Genomic DNA, 20483 nt, shown 5'->3' with positions numbered 1-20483 from the left:
GGGGTCTTTCTTTGGGGGTTTACCGAAAAATGGAATGGCTTGAACGCAACGTGCCCAAGGTCGTCTTGGCGCCGTCCTTCGTGGCGATCCTGGTCTTCGTCTACGGCTTCATCGCCTGGACGGCCTGGATCAGCTTTACCCGATCGCGCCTGATGCCGCGCTACGAACTGGACGGCATCACGCAATACGAGCGCCTGTTCGCAGCCCCCCGGTGGGACGTGGCGATGAACAACCTGTTCATCTTTGGCGGTCTGTTCATCGTGATCTCGATGGTGATCGGCCTGGCCCTGGCCATCTTCCTGGACCAGAAGATCCGCGCCGAGGGCGTGCTGCGCACCATCTATCTGTATCCCATGGCCCTGTCGCTGATCGTGACCGGCACCGCTTGGAAATGGATCCTGAACCCGGGCCTGGGCATCCAGGCCGCCGTCCGGGGCTGGGGCTGGGAAAGCTTCACCTTCGACTGGCTGATCCGCCCCGACATGGCGATCTACACGATCGTGCTGGCCGCCGTCTGGCAGGCCTCGGGGTTCGTCATGGCGCTGTTCCTGGCCGGTCTGCGTTCGGTCGACACGGAAATCATCCGCGCGGCCCAGGTCGACGGCATCCCCACGCACCGCATCTATTCCGCGATCATCATCCCGACGATGGCGCCGATCTTCCTGTCGGCCTTCATCGTGCTGGCGCACCTGGCCATCAAGGCGTTCGACCTGGTCATCGCGCTGACCGGCGGCGGCCCCGGCTATGCCACCGACCTGCCCGCGACCTACATGTATGCCATGGCCTTCTCGCGCGGCGATCTGGGGCAGGCGGCGTCCAGCGCCATGATCATGATGATGGTCATCTTTGCCATCGTCGTCCCCTATCTCTACAGTGAATTGAGGCCGCGCCGTGACCAGTAACACCGCCTTGCGTTGGGGCCTGTACGGCATCCTGATCCTGTTCGCCCTGTTCTATCTGATGCCGCTGTTCGTCATGCTGACGACCTCGCTGAAAAGCCTGGAGGAGATCCGCACCGGCAGCCTGCTGTCCCTGCCGCGAGAGATCACATTCGCCCCCTGGGCCGAGGCCTGGTCGACCGCCTGCGCCGGCACCCAGTGCGAGGGGCTGCGCCCGTTCTTCTGGAACTCGGTGCTGATGGCGGTGCCTGCGGTGATGATCTCGACCATCATCGGGGCGCTGAACGGCTATGTCTTTGCCCAGTGGAAATTCCGCGGCGCCAACCTGTTCTTTGCCGCGATCCTGTTCGGCTGCTTCATCCCGTTCCAGGTGGTGCTGCTGCCGATGGCGCAGATGCTGGGCCTGATGGGGCTGGCCGGCACGATTCCGGGACTGATCTTCGTCCACGTGATCTATGGCCTGGGCTTCACCACGCTGTTCTTCCGCAACTACTATGTCACCATTCCGCAGGAACTGGTGCGCGCGGCCAAGGTCGACGGGGCGGGCTTCTTCCGCATCTTCTGGTCGATCTTCCTGCCGATCTCCTTGCCGATCATCACCGTGTCGGTGATCTGGCAGTTCACGCAGATCTGGAACGACTTCCTGTTCGGCGTGTCGTTCAGCGGGGCCGGGTCGCAGCCCGTGACCGTCGCGCTGAACAACATCGTCAACTCCACCACCGGCGTCAAAGCCTACAACGTGGACATGGCCGCGGCGATCATCGCCGCCCTGCCCACGCTGCTGGTCTATGTCGTCGCCGGCAAATATTTCATCCGCGGCCTGACCGCCGGCAGCGTCAAGGGATAAGCCATGCCCATTCTGGAAATCGACCACCTGCAGAAAGCCTATGGCGACACCCATATTCTGCACGACATCAACATCAGCATCGACGAGGGCGACTTTCTGGTCCTGGTCGGCCCGTCGGGATGCGGCAAGTCCACGCTGCTGAACTGCATCGCCGGGCTGGAGCCGATCACCGGCGGCGACATCCAGATCGCCGGGCGCAACGTCACGGGTGTCAGCCCCAAGGACCGCGACATCGCGATGGTGTTCCAGTCCTACGCCCTCTATCCGACGATGACGGTCGCCAAGAACATCACCTTCGGCATGAAGGTGCGCGGCGTGGACAAGGCCACGCAGGAACGCAAGCTGGCCGAGGTGTCGCGCCAGCTGCAGATCGAGCCGCTGCTGAACCGCAAGCCGGGCCAGCTGTCGGGTGGCCAGCGCCAGCGTGTCGCCATGGGCCGCGCCCTGGTCCGCGACCCCAAGCTGTTCCTGTTCGACGAGCCGCTGTCCAACCTGGACGCCAAACTGCGCGTGTCCATGCGGACCGAGATCAAGAAGCTGCATCAGGATCTGAACGCGTCGATCGTCTATGTCACCCATGACCAGATCGAGGCGATGACGCTGGCCACCAAGATCGTCGTGATGAAGGGTGGCGTGATCCAGCAGATCGGCACGCCGGCGGAAATCTACAACCGCCCCGCCAACATGTTCGTGGCCGATTTCATGGGCAGCCCGGCGATGAACCTGATCCCGGCCCGCGTGCGCGTGGAAGACGGCCAGACCCGCATCGAGATCGAACGCGACGGCGACGCGCCGCTGGTCATCACCGACCCCGTGGCCCGCGACCTGCCCGCGGATATCGTGCTGGGCGTGCGCCCCGAGGATATCCACGAGGCCACCGGCAACGCCCATCTGCCCGGCACCGCCCATGGCGCGGGCGGCGACGTGATGATCGAGATCGTCGAACCGGCGGGCGCCGACACCTTCGCCGTCACCCATCTGGGCGGCAAGGCGGTCACCGCGCGCCTGCGCGCCGAAAGCGCGATCCGGGCGCGTCAGCCCTTTCCGCTGGCATTCGACCTCTCGAAAGTGTCGTATTTCTCGCCTAAGGACGGTGAACGACTGAACTGAGAAGGGTGACGGCAATGGCGATGCTTCTGGGCGATGTGGGCGGAACCAATGCGCGGCTGGCGATCGCGCGCAACGGCTCCATCGACGCGGGCACGGTCACGCGCTTCAAGGGCGACGACTTTGCCAGCTTTGACGACGTGGTGCGCCAGTTCATGGCGGAACAACACCAGCCCAACATCTCGTCCATGTGCATCGCCGTGGCCGGTCCGGTCAGTGGTGGCCGGGCCAGCCTGACCAACCGCGCCTGGTCCTTTGACGAGGACAACCTGGCGCGGCTGACCGATGCCGACCAGGTGCGACTGATCAACGACCTGTCGGCCCTGGGCTATTCCACGCCCGCGCTGTCGGGCGATCAGCTGAAGACGCTGCGCGCGGCCCCGCAGGGTCGCGCCCGCAACGGCCAGGCGCTGGTCGTGGGCTTGGGCACCGGCTTCAACGTCTGCGCGGTGCGGGTGCTGCCCGGCGGCGCGATCACCGTTCTTGAGGCCGAGGAGGGGCACACCCACCTGCCCGCCAACATCATGGCCCGCCTGCAGGACCGCGTGGGCGCCGACGCCGCCGCCGGGTTCTTTTCCACAGAAGAGACCTTTGCCGGGCGCGGGTTGTCGCGCCTGCACGCCGCCCTGACCGGCACCGACCCCCTGCGCGGCGAGGCGATCGCCGCCGCGATGGAGGCCGGCGATCCGGCCGCCACCGCGACCTATGACCTGTTCGCGGAGCTGGTCGGCCTTTTGTGCCGCGAGCTGTCGCTGCGCTTCATGCCGCTGGAGGGGCTGTTTCTGGCCGGCAGCGTGGGCCGCAGCATCGCAGATCGCATGCCCCTGTTCGAACCCGCCTTTCTGGCCGAGGCGCATATGCGTCACATCCCTGAAAACACCCCCGTTTTCCTGATCCGCGATGACATGGCCGCGCTGCAGGGGTGCCTTGCGGCGCTTGGCTAGGTTCCGCCTGTCGCGCAAAGGTTAACCCCCCTGCGGCCAAAGATTGCTGGCTAAATCGGGCCGATCCTGTTTGAATTGCCGCAACCAAAAAGACGGGGCGGGCAGGATGCGGGCATATCTCGGGGCGATCTTGATGGCCGGAACGGCGCTGTCCGGCATGGTGCTGTCGGGCACGGGCGCCGCGCTGGCGCAAAGCTCGTCGCCGTTCTCGGGGCTGTTCGGACGCGGCAGCCAGGCCGAGGGGCCGGTGGCCCTGGACGTGCAGGTCGCGGGCGGCGACGAAGCGCTGACCCGCCAGATCCGCCAGGCGCTGCTGCTGACCGGCGCGCTGGCCGAGGATCGCACCACCGGCCAGGACATGCTGGCCGCCGCGCGCGGCGATTACGCCCGCATCCTGGGTCTGCTCTATGACGAAGGCTATTACAACGGCGTCGTGACCATCACCCTGGACGGGGTCGAGGCGGCCGAGGTCGCGCCCCTGGATGCCCCCGCCCAGGTGGCCCGCGTGCTGGTCGCCGTCGATCCCGGTCCGGTCTTTCGGTTCTCGCGGGCGCAGATCGCGCCGGTGGCGCCCGGCTCGGATATCTCGGACGCCTATGCCGTCGGCGCGGTCGCAGGCACGGGCGTCATGCGCCGCGCGGCCATCGCGGGCGTGGATGGCTGGCGCGCGGTCGGTCACGCCAAGGCCGATATCGGCGACCAGCAGATCGTGGCCGATCATGACGCCAGCCAGGTCGACAGCCGCATCGCCCTGACCCCCGGCCCGCGCGTCAGCTTTGGCCGCATGTCGGTCAGCGGCAACCAGCGCCTGAACGAACGCCGCCTGCGCAAGATCGCCGGTTTCCCCGAGGGCGAGCGGTTCGACCCCGAGGAGCTGGAGACCGTCCGCCAGCGCCTGCGCCGCAGCGGCGTGTTTTCCGCCATCACCCTGCAGGAGGCCGATGACATCGGCCCCGGCGACACGTTGGACGTGGATCTGACCGTGGTCGAACAGGCCCCCCGGCGCATCGGCGCGGGGGCCGAGATCTCGACCGTGGACGGGGCGCTGGTCTCGGCCTACTGGATGCACCGCAACCTGCTGGGCGGGGGCGAACGCCTGCGCATCGACGGGCGCATCAAGGATATCGGGTCCGAAACCAGCGACCGCGACGATGAACTGACCATCCGCCTGGACCGTCCCGCGACCATCACCGCCGACACCACCGCCTATACCGAGCTGGAGGTCGCGCAGATGCGCGAGGAGGATTACGACGAGGACAGCGCCACCCTGGGCTTTGGCCTGACGCATATCTTCAGCGACCGCCTGACGGCGGATGCGGCGCTGGAATACCAGTATTCGCGCGTCTTCGACGCCAATGGCCGCACCGATTTCAAGGTCGTGGCCCTGCCGATGGACGTCATCTGGGACCGCCGCGACCAGCCCAACAACGCCCGGCGCGGGTTCTACCTGTCGGCCGAGGTCACGCCCTTTGCGGGCCAGGGCGATACCAGCTCGGGCCTGCGCGCCTTGGGCGAGGGGCGGGTGTTCCGGTCCTTTGGCGCCGACGACCGCTTTACCCTGGCGGGCCGCGCGCGGGCGGGGTCGGTCTTCGGCAGCGCGCTGGAGACGACGCCGCGCAACTATCTGTTCTATTCCGGCGGCGGCGGCACCGTGCGCGGACACCCCTATCAATCCCTGGGGGTTGAACAGATCCGGGGCCCGGACGGCCCGATCAAGACCGGCGGCCTGTCGGTCGCCAGCGCCACCGCCGAATTCCGGTTCCAGCTGCGCGAGCGCATCGGGCTGGTGGCATTCGCCGATTACGGCCAGGTCTGGACCCAGGACGGGTTCGGCGGCGACAGCGGCGATCATGCCGGCGCGGGGGTCGGCATCCGCTATGACACGCCCATCGGGCCGCTGCGCTTTGACGTGGCGGGCCCCGTCAGCGGCGATACCGGCAGTGGCGTGCAACTTTACCTTGGACTGGGACAGGCATTCTGATGCGGACCTTCTGGATCACCCTTATCGCAGCCCTGTTCCCGCTGGCCGTGATGGCCCAAAGCGTCGCGGAGCTTAGCGCCCAGGTCGATGACGACCGCGGCTTTCTGACCGGCCTTCTGGAACGCAACCTGTCCGGCGAGGGTCGCCAGGTCGTGATCGAAGGGTTCCAGGGCGCCCTGTCGTCGCGCGCGACCTTCACCGAATTGCGCATCTCGGATGAGGACGGGGCCTATCTGACCCTGCGCGACGGCGCGATCCAGTGGAACCGCAGCGCCCTGCTGCGCCGCCGCATCGAGATCGCCGAGCTGTCCGCCGCCGAGATCCTGCTGCCCCGCCTGCCCGCCCCGGAGGAATCGGCGGTCCAGGCCGAGGCGCCGGTCTTTGCCCTGCCCGAACTGCCCGTGGCGCTGACCATCGAACAGATCCGCGCCGACCGCGTCATGCTGGGAGAGCCGGTGATCGGGGTCGAGGCCGCGCTGCGCATCGCGGGCGGCCTGTCGCTGGAGGGTGGCGAGGGCGAGGCCCAGCTGACCATCGACCGCCTGGACGGCCCGCGCGGCCAGTTCGTGCTGGACGCCGCCTATTCCAACACCACCGAGGCGCTGCGCCTTAACCTGGGCCTGGACGAGGCCGCGGACGGCCTGCTGGCCAACCTGGTGAACCTGTACGAAAGGCCTGCCCTGACCGCCCAGATCAGCGGCGAGGGTCAGATCCGCGATTTCACCGCCGATATCCGCCTGGCCACCGACGGCCAGCCGCGCATCACGGGCCAGGTCGGCGCCAATGGCAGCACCGGCCCGGACGGATCGCCCGGCACCGCGTTCCGGTTCCAGCTGGGCGGCGACGTGGCCTCGCTGCTGCGCCCGCAGGACAGGGCGTTCTTCGGCCAGGACACCCAGCTGCTGGCCGAGGGCTGGCGCGCCGAGACCGGCCGCCTTGAAATCCCGCGCCTGGACATCCGCACCGAGGCGCTGCGCGTCGAGGGGTCGCTGGCCACCAACGACCTCTCCGCCCCGCAGCGGGCGCGGCTGCTGGTCACGCTTGGCCGCGATGCGGGGGCCACCCAGGTGCCCGTGGCCCTGCCCTTTGCGGGCAATGGCGCGACGGTGGAATCAGGCAGCCTGACCTTTGCCTATGACGCGGCGCGCAGCGACGGCTGGCGGCTGGACGGCGGCATCGGCGCGCTGAGCCTGGACGGGGTCGCGCTTGGCGCGCTGGATCTGGCCGGGCGCGGACAGATCTTTCTGGACGAGGGCGCGCTGTCCGAGGTGATCGGCGCCATCGACTTTGCCGCGCGCGATCTGGCCTTTGACGACCCGAACCTGGCCCAGGCCGTGGGCCCCCAGATCGAGGGGCGCACCGGCTTCAACTTTACCCCCGGCAATGCGCTGGACGTGACGAACATGCGCGTGCGCGGCGGCGATTACGGGCTGGACGGCAACTTCCTGGTGTCGGGCCTCAGCAGCGGCATCACGCTGTCGGTGGACGTGGACACGCGCTACACTGACCTCTCGCGCCTGTCGGGCGTGGCGGGGCGGCCGCTGACGGGGGCGGCGGATGCCTCGGTCCAGGGGTATTACATCCTGCTGACCCGCGCCTTTGACATCGACGCGCGCGTGAATGGCCGCGACATCGCGGTCAACCAGCCGCAGCTGGACCGCATGCTGGGCGGCGATTCCACCATCCTGCTGGAGGCCCGCCGCGACGAACGCGGCCTGGAGATCGAGGATTTCCGCCTGGACGCCAACCGCCTGACCGCCACCGCACAGGGGCGCATCGACACGGCCTCCAGCGACCTGCGCGCGCAGATCACGATGGAGTCGCTGGCCGATGCCGGCGCCGACCTGTCCGGCGCCCTGCAGGCCGAGGCGACCGTGACCGGTCCCCGCGACCGGCGCCGCCTGTCGGTGAACGGCCAGACCCAGGACCTGCGCATCGGCCTGCAGGCGCTGGACAATGCGCTAAGCGGTCAGACCGATCTAATGGCCAATGCGGTGCAGACCGATGAGGGGTTTCAGCTGGAGGATTTCCGCCTGTCCAACCCGCAGCTGAGCGCCGAGGCGCAGGGCAGCTTCATCCAGGGTGCGCTGGACGCGGTGGCGCAGGTGGCGGTGGTGGATCTGTCTTCCATCCGCCCCGACTGGTCCGGCCGCTTCCAGGCCAACGCCACGTTGCGTGAGGAGGATGGCGCCCGGCTGATCGACGTGACCGGCAGCGGCCAGGACCTGTCCCTGGGTGCGACGGGGGCCGCGGGCGCGCTGACCGGCACGACGCAGCTGGCGCTGCGGGCGTCGGAGCGCGACGGCGTGGTGACCATCACCGATGGCCGCCTGACGAATGATCAGATGCGGGCCGTGGTGCAGGGCATCTATGGCCCCGGCGTGACCGACCTGACCGGCGATGTGGACGTGGCTTCGCTGGCGCCCTTCGGGGCGGGCTGGCGCGGCAGCCTGCAGGCGCAGGGCAGCTTTGCCGAGGCGGGCGACGGCATCCGCCGCCTGGCCGTAACCGGCACCGGGCGCGACCTGTCCTTTGGCCAGGCGCAGGTGGACGGGGCCCTGGCCGGCGAGACGCGCCTGTCGGTCACCGGCACCGAACAGGGCGGCATCTTTACCATCGACACCGCGCGGGTGGAGAACCCGCGCCTGTCGGCCGATGCGACCGGGCAGGTCGGCGCGGGGGCGACCGATGTGGCCGCCACGATCAGCGCCGGCGATCTGCGGTTCCTGGGCAACGGCATCGGCGGCGCCGTCCAGGCGCAGGCCCGGCTGACCGATGACGGCACCACCCGCCGGATCGAGACGACCGGCACCGCCAGCGGCCTGTCCCTGGGCCAGCCCCGCATCGACCCGGTGCTGGGCGGGCAGACGGCCTTCGACCTGGCGGCCAGCCAGGGGCCGCAGGGCCTGTCGGTCCAGCGGCTGTCGGTCACCAACCCGCAGCTGCGGGTGACGGCGGACGGCGCGCCCGCGACCGGCATCACGCTGGACGCGCGCCTGTCCGATCTGGCGCTGCTGGTGCCCGAATTCCCGGGCGCCGTCGCGGTCAGCGGCACGGTGCGCGAACAGGGGCCGTCCTTCGCGGTGGATTTGCGCGCCACCGCCCCGGGCAGCACCGACCTGCGCATCGCGGGCACGGCGGCGCGGGACGGATCGACCAGCGATCTGGCCATCACCGGCAGCGCGGATTCGGCGCTGGCCAACACGACCCTGCGCACGCGCAGCGTCTCGGGGCCGCTGGCGATCAATCTGCGGATGCAGGGGCCGCCCTCGGTCCAGGCGTTGTCGGGGACGGTGCGGCTGCAGAACGGCCAGCTGGCCGATCCGGGCCTGGGCCTGCGGCTGGAGGGGATCGACGTGACCGCCGCGTTCCAGTCGGGGCGGCTGCAAGTCGACGGCGGCGCCAATGTGGCGGCGGGCGGGCGGCTGACCCTGTCGGGTCCGGTCGATCTGGTCAGCGGCGAGATCGACATCGGCGTGGTGCTGGCGCAGGTCGTGCTGCGCGACCCGAACCTCTATCAGACGACGCTGGATGGCAACGTCCGCATCAGCGGATCGGGCGCGACCGGACAGCTGATTTCGGGGCGCATCGATCTGGACGAGACCGAGATCCGCATCCCCTCGACCGGCCTGGGCGGGGCGCGGGCCATTCCCGACATCACCCATGTCGGCGGTCAGCGCCCGCCGGTCCGTGCCACACGCGCCCGCGCGGGGTTGGAGGGCTATCCCAGCCAGGCGGCGCGCGATGCCGGTCTGTCCGGCCCCCCGGCGACGCCCCCCGCCAATCCGCCGCGGCTGGATCTGGTGATCAACGCGCCCAACCGGGTGTTCATCCGCGGTCGCGGCGTCGATGCCGAACTGGGTGGCGGGTTCCGCGTGCAGGGCACGCCGCGCGACGCCATCCCCATCGGCAACCTGGAACTGATCCGCGGCCGGGTCGATCTGCTGGGCAACCGCTTCACCCTGACCGAGGGCCTAGTCGAGCTGCAGGGCAGCCTGATCCCGGTCATCCGCCTGGTCGCCGAGACCGAGCGGGACAGCATCACGACCCGGATCATCATCGACGGAGAGGTGCGCGACCCGCAGATCACCTTCGAATCCTCGCCCGAGCTGCCGCAGGAGGAAGTGCTGTCCCAGCTGCTGTTCGGACGCGGTCTGGACAGCATCAGCCCCCTGCAGGCGGCGCAGCTGGCCAATGCCATCGCGGTGCTGGCCGGTCGTGGCGGCGACGGGATCATCAGCAACCTGCGCGAAAGCGCGGGCCTGGACGACCTGGACCTGACCACCGATGACGAAGGCAATATCGAGCTGCGCGCCGGGCGCTATCTGTCCGAGAACGTCTATACCGACGTCTCCGTCGGAGAGAGCGGGCGGTCGTCGATCAACTTGAACCTGGATATCACGCGGTCGCTGCGGGCGCGCGGGTCGGTGGGCAGCGACGGCGGCAGTTCCCTGGGTGTATTCTTCGAGCGCGATTACTGAGGGCAGTGCGCGCGGTCAGTCCGCGCCCATCGCATTGGGCAGCATCCGCAGCGCCGCCAGCTCGTCCGGCGGAGAGATGGCCTGGACCGAGGTCATCGGCTGACCCGAGGCCATGCGGAACCGCAGCATCTGGCGCCCGCCCGACAGCGCCGTGACCGTCCAGCCCAGCAGCTGTCCCTGCGGCCCGGCCATGGCACCGGCATGCGGCGCCGGGTCGGGCGCCTGCAGTGCCTCGCGCAGCGCGGTAAAGCCGGGGCCATGCGGCGCCGCCACCTCCCATGTGGTCAGCGCATCGGCCAGCGTTGCGGGCGCGGCACCCCACAGCCGACGATAGGCATTGTTGGACAGGACCAGTTGCCCGGTCGCGGCAAAGACCGCCAGCGCGTCGTCCAGCCCGTCCAGCACATGCGCGCCCAGCAGCAGCTCGGCCCGGAACTTGCGGGTCAGGGACATTTCGGTGGTGATGTTCTCGAACAGGAAGGCCACGGCGCCATCGGGATGGGGGCGGCCCGTCACGCGATAGGTCTGGCCGCCGGGCAGGGACCAGGTCTCGACATGGTGGCCGGTCGCGGCGGCGCTTTCCAGATTGGCCATGTGCTGGCGCCAGCTGCGATAGTCCTTGGGCTCGGGGACCATGCGCTGTTCGCGCAGCTGATCCAGGAAATCGAACAACGACGGGCGCGCGGTCAGGAACCCGATGGGCAGGTTCGTCAGGTCGATCAGGGCCGGGTTGAACAGCTGCAGGTTGCGGCGCTGGTCAAAGATCGCCAGGCCGATGGGCAGGTCGGCGAATGTCTTGGTCAGGGTCTGGACGAAATCGCGCAGGCTTCGTTCGGCCCGCACCGCCGCATCGGCGGGCAGGGCGAACATCATCACCTGATCGCCCATGGCGTGGCTGTGGCAGTCGTACCAGGACACGACCCCCTGATCCTCCAGCGCTGCGCGGCGGGCCGAGACGCCCAGCCCCGGCTTGGGCGCGTCCAGCAGGCGCGGCAGCGGCCATCCAAGCGCCCCCTCGGCCCGCGCCTCGGCCCGGCGCAGATAGGCGGCATTGGCCCAGGTCACCCGGTCCTGCGCATCCAGCCGCCAGACCAGCATCGGCGTCTGGTCCAGCGCGCCGCGCAGCAGGTCCAGCTCCTCCTCCATGGCCTGGAGCGACATCGAATCGACCACGATCCCGGCATGTTCGGCGCCCGGGTCGGTCAGCGTCAGGCGCCACAGACGGTCGCCCAGATCCTCGGCCACAAGGCGCAGGGTCGCGCTGCCCTGGCCCTGCTGGCCCACCAATTCGACCCGGCCCAAGCGCGACAGCAGCGCCAGCCGGTCGGGCGCGTCGGGAAAGCGCGGCCCGATCCAGCGCATCAGCCGCATCCAGTCGTCGTCGGGCGCGCCGATCCGGTCCAGCAGGCCCCGCGCGGGCGGGGTCGCATCGACCAGCTGCGGGCCGCGGAACAGGAACACCATCGGCTGGACCTGACCGTCCAGCGCATGGCCCGGACGCGACGACCGCCCCTGCCCCGGCTGGCGCCGGTCCCAGAGCCGGATCACCGCCACCGCCAGCAGAACCGAGGCCGTCCCGCACAGGACCGCCATCGCCACCAAGCCCGCACCCTGAATGTCCACCGCCGATGTCCCCTTTCAGTTCCACCGGAGCATAGACCGAACCTGCTTAACAAGGTGTTAAGACAGCCCTGTTCCAAAGGTGGGGTTATGCGCCAGGGCCATACGGTCCTGCGCGCGGATACGGTCCAGCGGCCAGCGCACCGACACCATCGCCCCCGGCCCGCCATTGGCAAAGGTCAGCCGCGCGCCCGACCGCTCCAGCAGCGTCTTGGCGATGAACAGGCCCAGGCCCATCCCCTCATAGCTGCCGCGCTGCGCCTCGGCGCGCCGGGTCAGATAGGGGTCGCCGATCCGCGACAGCAGATGCGGCGGATAGCCCGGCCCGTCGTCGCGCACCGTCACGACCAGCGTGCCCTGGGTGACCTGGGTCTCGATCACCACGCGGCTTTCGGCGAAATCGACGGCGTTCTGGATCAGGTTGCGCAGCGCATGGATGATGGCCGGGTCGCGGTGGATCACCGGGCCCTCGGCATGGATCTCGATCAAGGGGCCGCGATCGGCATGGGGGCTGGCGGCGTCCTCCAGCACGGCGCGAAGGGGGGCCGCGCGCATGTGCAGGTCGTCCTTGCCCGCGCGCCCCATGCTGCGCAGGATCGCGGCGCAGCGGTCGGCGCTGTCGCGCAGTGCGATGGCGTCGGCATGCAGGTCGGGGCGGTCGCGCAATTCGTCCGCCAGCTCTCCGGCGATCAGCTTGATGGTGGCCAGGGGGGTGCCCATCTCATGCGCGGCGGCCGCGACGACGCCGCCCAGATGCTGCAGCCGCTGTTCGCGCGACAGGGCCATCTGGGTCGCGAACAGCGCGCCCGAGGTATCGGACAGTTCGGCCGTGACGCGATGGGCATAGCCCGCAAAGAACACCACCCCGATGACCAGCGCGACCCAATGGCCCAGGGCCAGGATCGGCTCCATCCGCAGGATCTCTCCGTCGGGGGCGCGCAGGGGCACGCCGAAGACCGCCGCGACCGAGATCAGCGCCACCGTCGCCAGCCCCAAGGCCAGCACCTGCCGCCCGTTCAGCGAGGCCGCCGCGATGGTCACCGGCGCCAGCACCAAGAGCGCAAAGGGATTGGCCATCCCCCCCGTCAGCGCCATCAGCGTCGAGATCTGCACCAGGTCAAAGGACAGCTGCCGCACCGCGCGTCCGGGCGAGGTCCGCTTGGGCGGGCGCAGGAACAGCCACAGGTTCATGGTGATCGAGGCCGCGATCAGCAGGATGATCGGCGTCTTCAGAAAGCCGATACCCATCATCCAGGCCACGATCACGGCGGCCATCTGCCCGCCGATCGCGAACCAGCGCAGCAGCACCAGCGTGCGCATGCGGATCGGTTCGGCCTTGGGTGTGTCCATCGGCCCGGCCATCGCGGCCAGACCGTCGGGGGCGTAGGATGTGGACATCGGCGGCCCCTGCTGCGACATTGCCCAACCTTGATACCCGCCCCGCCATGCGCGATCAATGCGGGCATTTGACACGCGAAGGAGCCGCCCATGACCGACCGGAAAATCCTGATGATCGGGACGGCCGCCGCCATCGGCATCCTGGCGGGCGGCGCGCTGTATCTGACCATGCGGCCGGGGGGCGACCCGTTCGCGCAATGCAGCAGCAGCGCGGTGGCCGGCGGCATGGGCGCCTTTGGCACCGATTTTACCCTGACGCGCGACGACGGCCAGCGGGTGACCGACGCGCAGGTCTTTGACAAGCCGACGCTGCTTTATTTCGGCTATACCTTCTGCCCCGATGTCTGCCCGCTGGACGCCGCCCGCAATGCCGATGCCGAGGCGCTGCTGGTCGAGGATGGCAAGGATGTGCAGACCGTTTTCATCACCGTCGATCCACGCCGCGACACGCCCGAGATTCTGGCAGATTACACGGCGCTGTTTTCCGACCGGATGATCGGGCTGACCGGCACCGATGAGGAGATTGCCGCCGTCAATCGCGGCTGGCGCAATTACTACAAGGCCCATGACGAGGAGGACCAGGAATATTATCTGGTCGATCACATGACCAATACCTATCTGGTCATGCCGGGTGGGCAGACGGTCGAATTCTTTTCGCGCGAAACGCCGTCCGAACAGATTGCCGAAACCGTCGCCTGTTATGTGGACGCCTCTGCCTAAGGCAGTTTGTCGCATGGGGTTTGATTTTCCGCGCGCGGCTGCACATTTGCACCAGATATAGCCAAAAGGGCATCAGATGGATCAGTTGAACGCACAAATCGGCCCGGACGCCTCGCTGCTGCTGGTCGATGACGACGAGATCTTCGTCACCCGTCTGGCGCGGGCCATGGAAAAGCGTGGGTTTCAGACCGAAACTTCGCTGACGGTGGCGGGCGCGATGCGCCTGATCGAAAAGCGGGCGCCAGCCTATGCCGTGGTCGATCTGCGGCTGGAGGACGGCAACGGGCTGGACGTGGTCGAGGCCCTGCGCGACAAGCGCGCCGATGCCCGCATCATCGTCCTGACCGGTTATGGCGCGATCGCCACCGCGGTCGCCGCGGTCAAGATGGGCGCCACGGATTATCTGGCAAAACCCGCCGATGCGAATGACGTGACCTCGGCATTGCTGTCCAGCGGAGAATTGCTGCCCCCGCCGCCGGAAAACCCGATGTCGGCCGATCGGGTCCGGTGGGAACATATTCAACGCCTTTATGAACAATGCGAGCGGAATGTCAGTGAAACGGCCCGCAGATTACATATGCACCGTCGCACGCTGCAGCGTATTCTTGCCAAACGCGGACCGCGTTGAATACCGATATATGTGTTGAATCCGGTTTCGATTATGTTATGGAATAAAGGAATGATATTCCCGATAACAAAAGCCGGAAAAACATGACTATTGATTTCGACAAGATGTCCCTCAAGGAAATGCGCGATATGCGGACCAAGCTGGATCGCGCCATCAATTCCTATGAGGATCGCAAGCGCCGCGAGGCCATGACCGCGATCGAGGAGGCCGCGCGCGAACACGGCTTCAACCTGGCCGAACTGACCGGGGCCAAACCGCGCAAGACAGGGACTGTCGCGCCGAAATATGCCAATCCGCAAGACCCGACGATGACCTGGACCGGACGCGGCCGCAAACCGCGGTGGGTTCAGGAAAGCCTGGACGGCGGCAAGACGCTGGACGATCTGGCGATCTGACGCCTGCGCGGGATGTCCGGCCCCTGAGGTCGCGACATCCCGCATTCCGAATACAGACGTGCCCCGTCAGGCGGGGCCGTCGATCAGCCCCATCAACATCGCAAAACGCTCCAGATAGGCGGCGCGCGTCTCGGCCGGGGGCCGCAGCGTGATCGCCAGATCGGGCAGCAGCTGCGCCTCGGGGACGGGAAACAGGCGCACGGCTTCGCCTGCGGCAAAGCCTGCGATGGTCACCGCCTCCAGCCGCGCCGAGACGCGGTCGGCGGCCTTGATCCGCCGCTTGATCGCCACGGGCAGCGTCGCGGGCAGACCAAAGCGGCGGTGGATGGCCGAGGCCAGGCGTTCATCCATCGCGCCATATTCCCGCCCAAGCGCCGCCTTGACCGGCGAGATCATGTCCCCGATCACATATTCCGGCGCATCATGCAGCAGGGCTGCCAGCCGCCAGCGCGGCTCGCAGCCCGGGTTCAGCCGGTCAAAGATCTGCTCGACCAGCAGGGAATGCTCGGCCACCGAATAGGGCCAGTCCCCGTGGGTCTGGCCGTTCCAGCGCGCGACGAAGGCCAGCCCGTGGGCGATGTCCCCGATCTCGATATCCATCGGGGTCGGGTCCAGCAGGTCCAGCCTGCGGCCCGACAGCATCCGCTGCCAGGCGCGCGGGGGTCGCGGTGGCATGGCGCCTTACGACAGCTTCTGGTCGGCGGGGACGGTCTGGGCGGCTTGGGCGCGGCGCGCCAGCTCCTGACGATACAGCGCCACGAAATCGACCGGGTCCATGTTGAAAGCGGGGAATCCGCCATCGCGCGTCATGTCCGAGATGATGCGGCGCACATAGGGGAACAGCATCCGCGGGCATTCGATCATCAGGAACGGGTGCAGCTGATCCTGCGGCACGCCGTCGATCTGGAACACCCCGCCGTAGTCCAGCTCGGCCAGGAACAGCGTCGCGCCATCGGCCTTGTTGGTCGAGGTGACGCGGTATTTCGTGATCACCTCATACTGGGTCTCGGTGCCGCGCTTGCGGGCGTCCAGGCTGACCTGAACGGTGATCTCGGGCTGGACCTCGCCCTGGGGGGCGCCCTTCTGGGCCACGGCGTTCTCAAAGGACAGGTCGCGGATGAACTGTGCCAGGATCTGCATCCGCGGCTGCGGGGCTGCGGCTTGGGCGCCGTTCTGCGGGGTATCTTCGGCCATGGTCCTACCTTTGTGATGCGGGTCTGGGCGGTGTTGTAGCAGGCCGCCCGCCGGCCCTCAATGCCGGGTCCAGCCCGATCCGCCGGTTCGCCGCGGGGGCTGGTCGTCGCCCAGCTCGGGCGGCAGGTCGACCGGGGCGCGGGGGTCGTCGGCCACGACATACTCTCCGTCGATCACGCCCTGATCATAGGGCGGGCGGTGCGGATCGCGACGCATGGTCGCAGCGTGCATGCCCGCGCGCCCCGCAACCACCCGACGCGCGATTCGCCGCATCAGCAGCCGCCGCACCCCCGGAATCAGCAGCAGCAGCCCAAGCGCGTCGGAAAAGAACCCCGGCACCACCAGCAGCAGGCCCGCCGCGATGATCATCGCGCCATGCGCCATCGGCTGCGAGGGATCGCGCATCTCGCTCAGGCTGCGCTGGATTTCCCGGCCTGCCTGCGCGCCTTGGCTGCGCATCAGCGCGACGCCGGCCACCGCCGACAACAGCACCAGCGCCAGCGTCGACCACAGGCCGATCAGGCCCCCGACCTGGATGAACAGCGCGATCTCGATGATCGGCACCACCAGAAACATGGCGATCAGCCGCATGTGAATTCCCCTTCCTGCCGGCGCGAAAACTGGACTTGCGCCCGGGCACTCCCTACATAATGCACAGACCGCCCGATACCAACGACCCGTTTGACCCAGAGGTTGCCTGCATGTCCAACCCGCTTCTTCAGCTGATCGTCCTTGCCGGGATTGCGATCTTTCTGATCCTCCGGCTGAAAAACGTGCTGGGGACACGCGACGGATTCGAGCCGCCGCAGGTGGACCAACCCGTGGCCACCCATCCCCGCTTTGAGGTCATCGACGGATCGGCCGAGGAGGTCGATCACGACATCCTGGACCATACCGAGGCCGGCAGCGCCGCAGCCACCGCCCTGGCCGCCATGAAGCGGGCCGAGCCGTCCTTTGGCCTGCGCGATTTCCTGGGCGGTGCGCGCCAGGCCTATGAGATGATCCTGATGGCCTTCGAGCGGGGCGATCTGTCCGAGGTGCGCCCCTTCCTGTCGGACCCCGTGGCCGAGGCGTTCCAGTCGGTGATCGACCAGCGCGTCGCCAACGGCCAGACGGTCGAGGCGACCTATCTGGGCACTCGCGACACCAGCCTGGCCGCCGCCGAATTCGACCCCGCGACCGGCATGGCCGAGATCTCGGTCCGCTTCGTGGGCGAACTGATCGCCGCGACCCGCGACGCCGACGGCACCGTCATCGAGGGCGACCCCAAGGCCCCGCGCAAGCAGAAGGACACCTGGACCTTCGCCCGCCCGATGGGTCAGGACGACCCGAACTGGCAGCTTGTCGCGACCGGCTGATGCCACGGCGCCGGGGCCTGACGCCCGAAGACCGGGACCTGTGGTCCCGCGTCGCCCGAACCGCAGAACCGCTGGACCCAAAGCGAAAGGGACAGGCCGCCGATCTGGCGGCCTTTGCCGATTCGCGCCCCCCGCCATCGGCCCCTGCGCCCGCACCGGCCCCCGCCACCCTGCCGCATTTCCGCATCGGACAGGCGGCAGCCCCCGCGCATCCGGTGGTCGCCCGCCCCTCGACCATGGCCGAGCGTCTGGCTCAAGGCAGCCTGCGCATGGATGCCCGCACCCACCGCAAGATGAGCCAGGGCAAGCTGCGCCCCGAGGCGCGTCTGGACCTGCACGGCCTGACCCTGGCGGCCGCCCAGCCAGAGCTGCTGCATTTCATCCTGTCCTGCCACGCATCGGGCCTGCGGCTGGTGCTGGTGATCACGGGCAAGGGGCGGGGCGATCACGGCCCCCTGCCCACCCGTCCCGGCGCGTTGCGCCATCAGGTGCCTTACTGGCTGCACAGCCCGCCCTTGGCGGCGGTGGTCCAGCAAGTGACGGCGGCGCATTACCGCCATGGCGGCGACGGCGCCTATTACGTCTATCTGCGCCGCCCTGCCGGATAGAAAAAACGCGCCCCGATGGGACGCGTTCGTGATGCCGATTGGGCGGTGCCTACAGGCGGACGTTCGACTTGGGTCCGGCGAAATACCAGATGATCAGGCCCAGAACCGGCAGGATCACGATCAGCAGAATCCACAGGATCTTGGCCTTGGTGCTGACATTGGTGTTGATGATCTGCGCGATGGCCCAGACATCCAGTACAAAGATGATAACGCTGAAAAGCCAACCCATGTGATCCGTCCCCTGTGGTGTTCAGCCAGCAAACACCCCTGCCCGGCCGGAGGTTCCCGCCCTACAGCACATAGCGCGACAGATCGGTCGACCGCGACAGATCGCCCAGATGGCGTTCCACGAAATCGGCATCCACGCTGACCGATTGGCCGCTGCGGTCTGGCGCGGTGAAGGACAGCTCCTCGAACACGCGCTCGATCACGGTGTACAGCCGCCGCGCGCCGATATTCTCGACCGAGGCGTTGACCTCGGCCGCGATCCGCGCCAGCGCCGCGATGCCGTTTTCGGTGAAATCGACGGTCACGCCCTCGGTCAGCATCAGCGCGGTGTACTGGCGCGTCAGGGCGTTGTCGGTCTCGGTCAGGATGCGGATGAAATCCTCCTCCGTCAGGGCGCGCAGCTCGACCCGGATGGGCAGGCGGCCCTGCAGCTCGGGCAGCAGGTCGGACGGTTTCGCCACATGGAACGCGCCCGAGGCGATGAACAGAATGTGGTCCGTCTTGACCGCGCCGTATTTCGTGCTGACCGTCGTGCCCTCGATCAGCGGCAGCAGGTCGCGCTGGACCCCCTCGCGGCTGACATCGCCGCCACGGGCCTCGGCACGGGCGCAGACCTTGTCGATCTCGTCGATGAAGACGATGCCGTTCTGCTGCACGGCCTCCAGCGCGGTGGCCTTGACCGCGTCGTCGTCCAGCAGCTTGTCCGCCTCCTCGGCGATCAGCAGCTCATAGCTTTCCGACACGGTGACCTTGCGGCGCACCTTGCGGCCGCCGAACGCCTTCATCAGCCCCGACAGATCCATCATGCCGCCCAGGGGCTGGCCCGGCTGGCCGGGCATCTCCATCCCGCCAAGCGGGTTCGAGTTGTCCTGCACCTCCAGCTCGATCACCGTGTCATCCAGCTCTCCGCGCTTCAGCTTGTCGCGGAACATCTGACGGGTGCCGTCGCGGGCATCCTTGCCGGCCAGCGCCTCGACGACCCGCTCCTCGGCGGCCTTGTGGGCGCGGGCCTTGACGGCCTCGCGCATCCGCTCGCGCGTGTCGATCATCGCGGCATCGGCCAGATCGCGGATGATCTGCTCGACGTCGCGACCGACATAGCCCACCTCGGTGAATTTGGTCGCCTCGACCTTGATGAAGGGCGCGTTGGCCAGCTTGGCCAGACGGCGGCTGATCTCGGTCTTGCCGACGCCGGTCGGCCCGATCATCAGGATGTTCTTGGGATAGACCTCGTCGCGCAGGTCGTCGCCCAGCTGCTTGCGTCGCCAGCGGTTGCGCAGGGCCACGGCCACGGCGCGCTTGGCGTCGTTCTGGCCGATGATGAACCGGTCCAGCTCGGACACGATCTCGCGGGGGGTCAGGTCACTCATAGGCTTGTCTCCCATCGAAGGCCCGGCGCAGCGCACCGCTCGCCCTTCTTCTTCACAAAAATATCCTCAGGGGTCAGCCAGAGGTTCGCCACCGGTTCAAGAACCGCTGGCTGACGGGGGCAGAATGCCCCCGGCTTTGCTATCCGATGGCCTCGACCGTCAGACGCCCGTTCGTATAGACACAGATGTCGGCCGCGATCGCCATCGCCTTGCGGGCGATCGCCTCGGCATCTAGATCGCTTTCCAGCAACCCCCGCGCCGCGGCCAGTGCGAAATTGCCGCCCGACCCGATGGCCGCCACGTCATGCTCAGGCTCCAGCACGTCGCCCGCACCCGTCACGACCAGCAGGTCCACACCGTCGGTGACGATCAGCATCGCCTCCAGGTTGCGCAGATACTTGTCCATGCGCCAGTCCTTGGCCAGATCCACGCAGGCGCGTTGCAGCTGGCCGGGTGCGGCCTCCAGCTTCTTCTCCAGCCGCTCCAGCAGGGTAAAGGCGTCGGCGGTCGATCCGGCAAAGCCCACGACCACGTCGCGCCCGCCGGGGGTCAGGCGGCGCACCTTGCGGGCGCTGCCCTTCATCACGGTCTGGCCGACGCTGACCTGTCCATCGCCGGCCACGACCACCTTGCCGCCCCGGCGCACCGCCAGGATCGTAGTGCCGTGCCAGCCGGGAAACCTGTCATCCGCCATCGCCTGCTCCT

General features: G+C 68.2%; 19 protein-coding genes. 11 read left to right on the top strand and 8 right to left on the bottom strand.

Going from position 1 to position 20483, the window contains the following annotated elements; translation table 11 throughout:
• Positions 1–29: 29 nt before the first annotated feature.
• The 6 genes from FA740_RS07280 to FA740_RS07255 all read left to right on the top strand — a co-directional run bounded on the left by FA740_RS07280 (position 30) and on the right by FA740_RS07255 (position 10259).
• Positions 30–902, top strand: coding sequence for a carbohydrate ABC transporter permease (locus FA740_RS07280; RefSeq protein WP_136856110.1), 873 nt, complete (start codon positions 30–32; stop codon positions 900–902).
• Entirely contained in the window at positions 892–1746 is an 855-nt protein-coding gene (locus FA740_RS07275) for a carbohydrate ABC transporter permease (protein WP_136856109.1), read from the top strand. The genes FA740_RS07280 and FA740_RS07275 overlap by 11 nt, the downstream gene beginning before the upstream one ends.
• 3 nt (positions 1747–1749) lie before the next feature.
• Positions 1750–2856 carry an ABC transporter ATP-binding protein gene (locus FA740_RS07270; protein WP_136856108.1) on the top strand — a complete coding sequence of 369 codons (1107 nt, stop codon included), beginning with the start codon at positions 1750–1752 and terminating at the stop codon, positions 2854–2856.
• A gap of 14 nt (positions 2857–2870) precedes the next feature.
• Complete coding sequence (locus FA740_RS07265; protein WP_136856107.1) at positions 2871–3797, top strand: glucokinase; 927 nt, start codon at positions 2871–2873, stop codon at positions 3795–3797.
• A gap of 106 nt (positions 3798–3903) precedes the next feature.
• On the top strand, positions 3904–5778 hold the full coding sequence (locus tag FA740_RS07260; protein WP_136856106.1) for an autotransporter assembly complex protein TamA: 1875 nt from the start codon (positions 3904–3906) through the stop codon (positions 5776–5778).
• Positions 5778–10259, top strand: a complete 4482-nt coding sequence (locus FA740_RS07255) for a translocation/assembly module TamB domain-containing protein (RefSeq protein ID WP_136856105.1) — start codon at positions 5778–5780, stop codon at positions 10257–10259. Before FA740_RS07260 ends, FA740_RS07255 begins: the two co-directional genes overlap by 1 nt.
• Positions 10260–10274: 15 nt before the next feature.
• Here FA740_RS07255 and FA740_RS07250 read toward each other — a convergent pair whose 3' ends face one another.
• Positions 10275–11882, bottom strand: a complete 1608-nt coding sequence (locus tag FA740_RS07250) for a PAS-domain containing protein (protein ID WP_246053510.1) — start codon at positions 11880–11882, stop codon at positions 10275–10277.
• A gap of 57 nt (positions 11883–11939) precedes the next feature.
• Complete coding sequence (locus FA740_RS07245; RefSeq protein ID WP_246053509.1) at positions 11940–13277, bottom strand: ActS/PrrB/RegB family redox-sensitive histidine kinase; 1338 nt, start codon at positions 13275–13277, stop codon at positions 11940–11942.
• A 90-nt stretch (positions 13278–13367) separates the two neighbouring features.
• Between FA740_RS07245 and FA740_RS07240 the strand changes: the two genes are divergently transcribed.
• The 3 genes from FA740_RS07240 (at position 13368) to FA740_RS07230 (ending at position 15020) form a co-directional block, all read left to right on the top strand.
• The gene (locus tag FA740_RS07240; RefSeq protein WP_136856104.1) at positions 13368–13997 is read left to right on the top strand and encodes an SCO family protein; all 630 of its coding nucleotides are present in this window, start codon (positions 13368–13370) and stop codon (positions 13995–13997) included.
• A 76-nt stretch (positions 13998–14073) separates the two neighbouring features.
• Positions 14074–14625 carry an ActR/PrrA/RegA family redox response regulator transcription factor gene (locus FA740_RS07235; protein WP_136856103.1) on the top strand — a complete coding sequence of 184 codons (552 nt, stop codon included), beginning with the start codon at positions 14074–14076 and terminating at the stop codon, positions 14623–14625.
• A gap of 83 nt (positions 14626–14708) precedes the next feature.
• Positions 14709–15020 (top strand): H-NS histone family protein, encoded by a 312-nt coding sequence (locus FA740_RS07230; RefSeq protein WP_136856102.1) that lies wholly within the window; start codon positions 14709–14711, stop codon positions 15018–15020.
• Between the two features lie 66 nt (positions 15021–15086).
• Here the strand turns inward: FA740_RS07230 and FA740_RS07225 are convergent, their stop codons facing one another.
• The 3 genes from FA740_RS07225 to FA740_RS07215 are packed head-to-tail and all read right to left on the bottom strand — an operon-like array spanning position 15087 to position 16805.
• A complete protein-coding gene (locus tag FA740_RS07225; protein ID WP_136856101.1) occupies positions 15087–15695 on the bottom strand; it encodes an HD domain-containing protein in 609 nt (202 codons plus the stop codon).
• Between the two features lie 6 nt (positions 15696–15701).
• Positions 15702–16214 carry a protein-export chaperone SecB gene (gene secB / locus FA740_RS07220; RefSeq protein ID WP_136856100.1) on the bottom strand — a complete coding sequence of 171 codons (513 nt, stop codon included), beginning with the start codon at positions 16212–16214 and terminating at the stop codon, positions 15702–15704.
• Positions 16215–16271: 57 nt separating this feature from the next.
• Entirely contained in the window at positions 16272–16805 is a 534-nt protein-coding gene (locus tag FA740_RS07215; protein WP_136856099.1) for an FxsA family protein, read from the bottom strand.
• Positions 16806–16915: 110 nt separating this feature from the next.
• Here FA740_RS07215 and FA740_RS07210 point away from each other — a divergent pair, with 110 nt between their 5' ends.
• Positions 16916–17572, top strand: coding sequence for a Tim44/TimA family putative adaptor protein (locus tag FA740_RS07210; RefSeq protein WP_136856098.1), 657 nt, complete (start codon positions 16916–16918; stop codon positions 17570–17572).
• Positions 17572–18180, top strand: coding sequence for a Smr/MutS family protein (locus FA740_RS07205; protein WP_136856097.1), 609 nt, complete (start codon positions 17572–17574; stop codon positions 18178–18180). The genes FA740_RS07210 and FA740_RS07205 overlap by 1 nt, the downstream gene beginning before the upstream one ends.
• Positions 18181–18229: 49 nt before the next feature.
• Here the strand turns inward: FA740_RS07205 and FA740_RS07200 are convergent, their stop codons facing one another.
• From FA740_RS07200 to hslV, 3 genes are all read right to left on the bottom strand, one after another.
• On the bottom strand, positions 18230–18409 hold the full coding sequence (locus FA740_RS07200; RefSeq protein ID WP_136856096.1) for a PLDc N-terminal domain-containing protein: 180 nt from the start codon (positions 18407–18409) through the stop codon (positions 18230–18232).
• Between the two features lie 61 nt (positions 18410–18470).
• The gene (hslU, locus tag FA740_RS07195) at positions 18471–19778 is read right to left on the bottom strand and encodes an ATP-dependent protease ATPase subunit HslU (RefSeq protein WP_136856095.1); all 1308 of its coding nucleotides are present in this window, start codon (positions 19776–19778) and stop codon (positions 18471–18473) included.
• Positions 19779–19917: 139 nt separating this feature from the next.
• Positions 19918–20472: an ATP-dependent protease subunit HslV gene (hslV, locus tag FA740_RS07190; protein ID WP_136856094.1), complete on the bottom strand. Its 555-nt coding sequence runs from the start codon at positions 20470–20472 to the stop codon at positions 19918–19920.
• Between the last annotated feature and the right edge of the window lie 11 nt (positions 20473–20483).

Source organism: Paracoccus hibiscisoli (genome assembly GCF_005048265.1).
GTDB classification, from domain to species: Bacteria; Pseudomonadota; Alphaproteobacteria; order Rhodobacterales; family Rhodobacteraceae; genus Paracoccus; species Paracoccus hibiscisoli.
This window is presented reverse-complemented; position numbering and strand designations above follow the sequence as displayed.